Source organism: Paraburkholderia rhizosphaerae, from assembly GCF_004366595.1.
GTDB classification, from domain to species: domain Bacteria; phylum Pseudomonadota; class Gammaproteobacteria; order Burkholderiales; family Burkholderiaceae; genus Paraburkholderia; species Paraburkholderia rhizosphaerae.
Genome location: NZ_SORE01000065.1, coordinates 1 through 3321, shown reverse-complemented (window position 1 = coordinate 3321; position 3321 = coordinate 1). Strand labels below are relative to the sequence as shown.

The following is a 3321-nucleotide window of genomic DNA, read 5'->3' as shown; positions in this document are numbered from 1 at the left end:
GTAAGCGCTAATTTGAGCACACTGGATCGCTGCCTGTGCTGCATTGGGAACTAAAGACGGTTACTTTTTACCCCAGTTATTCCATGCCATGCGCAAGAGTGCCGCGTTTGCCGCTCGTCGGTCGAACAGTTCCGGATCGAAGTCGTCGCCTGCCCATGTTCGATACTCCTTGGCCTCCTCGCTGTCCGGTTCCCGACTCAGGACTCGCAACATCTCTTCATATCCGCGCGTGCCACCCACATCCTCCGGCGGGCACGCACGTGCTCCGGCAAGAATCCATGCTTCGCTGTGAGGTTCGCGATCGGTACGCGCGGTCTCTTCGACATGGACGTCATGATGCCAGTCGTCGCCGAAGTCGTATCGATAGAGGAACCGATGTCCCTGGTAGGTGAGTCCGTGTAACCGTGCCTTGCGATCATCCAGCATTTCAGGATCTTCAGCGAACAGATCGAGCATGTTGTCGTTGTCGCCCATTGCGTAGGTTCGCCCATCTACCTCGAAGTCGTGCAGATGCGCATCGGTCCATCCAAAGGCAGCTTGCAGGATGTGATGCAGTTTTCGCAACGTGATGTTGCCGTCGACCCTGATTCGCCGCCACACGGGCGGCTCGATATCGCGCAGTTGCGCGCGAAGCGTATATACGGTGTAGGACCTGGCCATGGGTTTGTGCAGAGCGTCGTCAATTGCAGAAGGACTCGCATTATCGCCCTTGGCGCACCGGTGCCGGGGCAATGGCACACATTGAATCAGACCGAATTGCGTACCATGGTTGGGCGCTTCGCGAAGTTAAACGGCAGGAGATCGGTGACGTCGGCATCCGGCACGCGCTGCGGCAATTCGGTGAGCACGTGCAGCAGGTATGCGTAGGGTTCGACGTTGCAGGCCCGACACGTGAGCATCAGGCTGTAGACCATCGCGCTCGCTTTTGCACCGGCAACGGTGTCGCTGAACAGCCATGACGACCTTCCGGTACAGAATGGCCTGATGTCGCGCTCGATGACGTTGTTATCGACCGGCGCACGCCCGTCGCTCACGTAGCGACTGAGATATTTCCACTGATTGAGCGTGTACGAAATGGCCTTGCCCAGCAGACTCTCTGGCAGGACCTGCGGGGCCTGTTCGTCGAGCCATGCCTTGAAGGACACGAGCAACGGTACGCTGTGCTGCTGGCGCAACCGGTACGTATGGTCCACGCGCGTTTCGCCTGCGGGCAAATCGGCTTTGGCCAGCGTTTCGACCTGATACAGCGCCCTGAAGTATTCCAGTGCCTGCGCAGCGCGCCCGCCCGGCTTCTTCATGCCCTTGAGGGCATCGACAAAGGCACGCCGCGCGTGCGCCAGACAGCCGAAGTGCGTCGGGCCTTCGAGCGTACGCCAGGCGGCATACCCGTCGGTCATCAGCAGGCCTTTGTAACCCGCAAGAAACGCCTGGGGATATTCCTGTCCACGTCCTGGCTGGTAGTCAAACAGCACCACCGGTTCCGGACAGTCTTCGGCGCTACGGTACGCCCACATGTACGAGGTGCTCTGCGCGGCACGGCCGGGCTCCTTGAGCACCTGCACCGTAGTCTCGTCGCCGTGAACCAGATGCTGCGACAGCAGTGTCCGGCGCAGGGCTTCAAACAGCCGGCTGTAGTGCAGTTCGGCGGGCCGTATGATCCAGTTCGCCAGCGTGCCGCGGCTGACTTCGATGTCTGCGCGACCCAGTGCATGCGCCATCCGGTACAGCGGTGTGCCGTCGACATACTTGCCCGCCGTGACAGTAGCGATCATTGCCGCACTGGCGCTGCTGCCCGGCAGCGGCTGCGCGGGCATTGGGGCAATGATCACCGGCGCACGCTCGGCATGACGTTCGCAATGACGGCAAGCGTATTTGAAGCGTACGTGCTGCAGCACCGACGCCTTCACCTCGATATGCAACTGCTCGCTGAGTTCTTCGCCCATGCGGTGAAGCGCGTTTGCGCAGCACGGGCAACGCTTCTGGTCTGCGGGCAGATCGTATTCGATGCGCTGGCGTGGCAGGTGTGCGGGCAGCGGCTTGCGTCCACGCCTGCTGCCTGCCGGCGCTGGCGCATCCGGCAGGCCCGTATCGGGCAGCGCGAACGTATCTTCGGTGCCGTCGTTATCATCGTCGCCGGGTTTGGTGGTGGCGATCTGTTCGGCCTCGTCGAAGACGCGATCACGCAACTTCTCGCTGCCCGGCGCGAAGCGTTTGCTCTGCGCCAGGCGGAACTGTTCTTCGAGTTGCGCCACGCGCTCACCCAGTTGCCGGTTGCGCGCCTCGAGTTCGCGGATATAGGCCTGGGCTGCCGGCGGCAATCGGGAGAAGTCGTCTTCGTTCATGCCTGTGACGATAGCCCAGTGCCGCGCGCGATGGGTTTACGTCAATTTGTAACCGCCCGGGCCGCCGTTGTTTACCGGCAACGCCGGGCGTTCAGCTCACGTGCTGGTACTGTCGCGCCGGGTGGCGACGCATGGCGTCGACATCGATGCCGTCAAGCAGCCAGTGCAACTGTTCGGTCGTCATCCCGATCACCGTCTCCTCTCTGCGTGGCCACACGAAATGGTCCGCCTCGAGACGTTTCAACATGAGCCAGAAGCCGGTTCGGTCGTACAGCAGAAGCTTGACCCGATTGCGCTTGCGGTTATGAAACGCGAAGATGGCTCGCGCGAACGGGTCAAGATGCATTGACTGCTCAACCAGCATCACCAGACTGTTGATACCCGCCCGGAAATCGATTGCGTCGCGATGCAGGTAGACCCGCAAGTCGGCATCGAGCCGAAACATCATCGCGCTCCCAGGGCTTCGACCATCGCCCTGACAAGCGCCGTGTCCTGTCCCGTGCATTCGAGTTCGAGCGCCACGCCGTTGGGCAGCCGTGCCGACAGACGCGTGCGCGTAGCCGGCTGTGTCGGTAACTCCGGCGCAGGCACGCGCTCACGATCGGCACGCACAGACACCGTGTCGCTGACCGTCACGACGGGCACGAAGGACGATGCTGTGGCTTCGGCATCAGCCATCACTGCCGCAGAGTCAGCCTGCTGCCGCAAACGGATCCATTTGTGCAGCTGGTTCGCGTTCACGCCGGCCTTCAGCGCCAGCCCGGCGATCGACGCGCCAGGCTGCAGGCAGGCGTCAACCAGCTTGCGCTTGCCCTGCACGTCAAACTTCCGTTTGCCACCCGCGCTCATGCCGGTCACCCGCAGCGGAAAGAAATCAACTTCGTTCTCTCTCATAGGTTGCGTCCGCAAGTTGTAGTTGCGGACGCAATCGTGGACCTTCTTAAGCTGGCAAGCTAGGTGCGGGGAAATTCGCGCTTAC

General features: G+C 61.6%; 4 protein-coding genes. All 4 read right to left on the bottom strand.

The features are described 5' to 3' along the window. Positions 1-60: 60 nt before the first annotated feature. Positions 61-660 carry a plasmid pRiA4b ORF-3 family protein gene (locus BX592_RS33555; RefSeq protein ID WP_134197626.1) on the bottom strand — a complete coding sequence of 200 codons (600 nt, stop codon included), beginning with the start codon at positions 658-660 and terminating at the stop codon, positions 61-63. A gap of 86 nt (positions 661-746) precedes the next feature. Continuing rightward, positions 747-2342 carry an IS66 family transposase gene (gene tnpC / locus BX592_RS33550; protein ID WP_134197625.1) on the bottom strand — a complete coding sequence of 532 codons (1596 nt, stop codon included), beginning with the start codon at positions 2340-2342 and terminating at the stop codon, positions 747-749. Between the two features lie 91 nt (positions 2343-2433). Further along, positions 2434-2790 (bottom strand): IS66 family insertion sequence element accessory protein TnpB, encoded by a 357-nt coding sequence (gene tnpB, locus BX592_RS33545; RefSeq protein WP_166676530.1) that lies wholly within the window; start codon positions 2788-2790, stop codon positions 2434-2436. Further along, positions 2787-3191, bottom strand: coding sequence for an IS66-like element accessory protein TnpA (gene tnpA / locus BX592_RS33540; RefSeq protein WP_243849862.1), 405 nt, complete (start codon positions 3189-3191; stop codon positions 2787-2789). The genes tnpB and tnpA overlap by 4 nt, the downstream gene beginning before the upstream one ends. Positions 3192-3321: the final 130 nt, after the last annotated feature.

Excerpts from the sequence above, each read along its gene's own strand:
- BX592_RS33555 (WP_134197626.1), bottom strand. The coding sequence starts at position 660 with ATGGCCAGGTCCTACACCGTATATACGCTTCGCGCGCAACTGCGCGAT.
- tnpA (WP_243849862.1), bottom strand. The coding sequence starts at position 3,191 with ATGAGCGCGGGTGGCAAACGGAAGTTTGACGTGCAGGGCAAGCGCAAG.
- tnpB (WP_166676530.1), bottom strand. The coding sequence starts at position 2,790 with ATGATGTTTCGGCTCGATGCCGACTTGCGGGTCTACCTGCATCGCGAC.
- tnpC (WP_134197625.1), bottom strand. The coding sequence starts at position 2,342 with ATGAACGAAGACGACTTCTCCCGATTGCCGCCGGCAGCCCAGGCCTAT.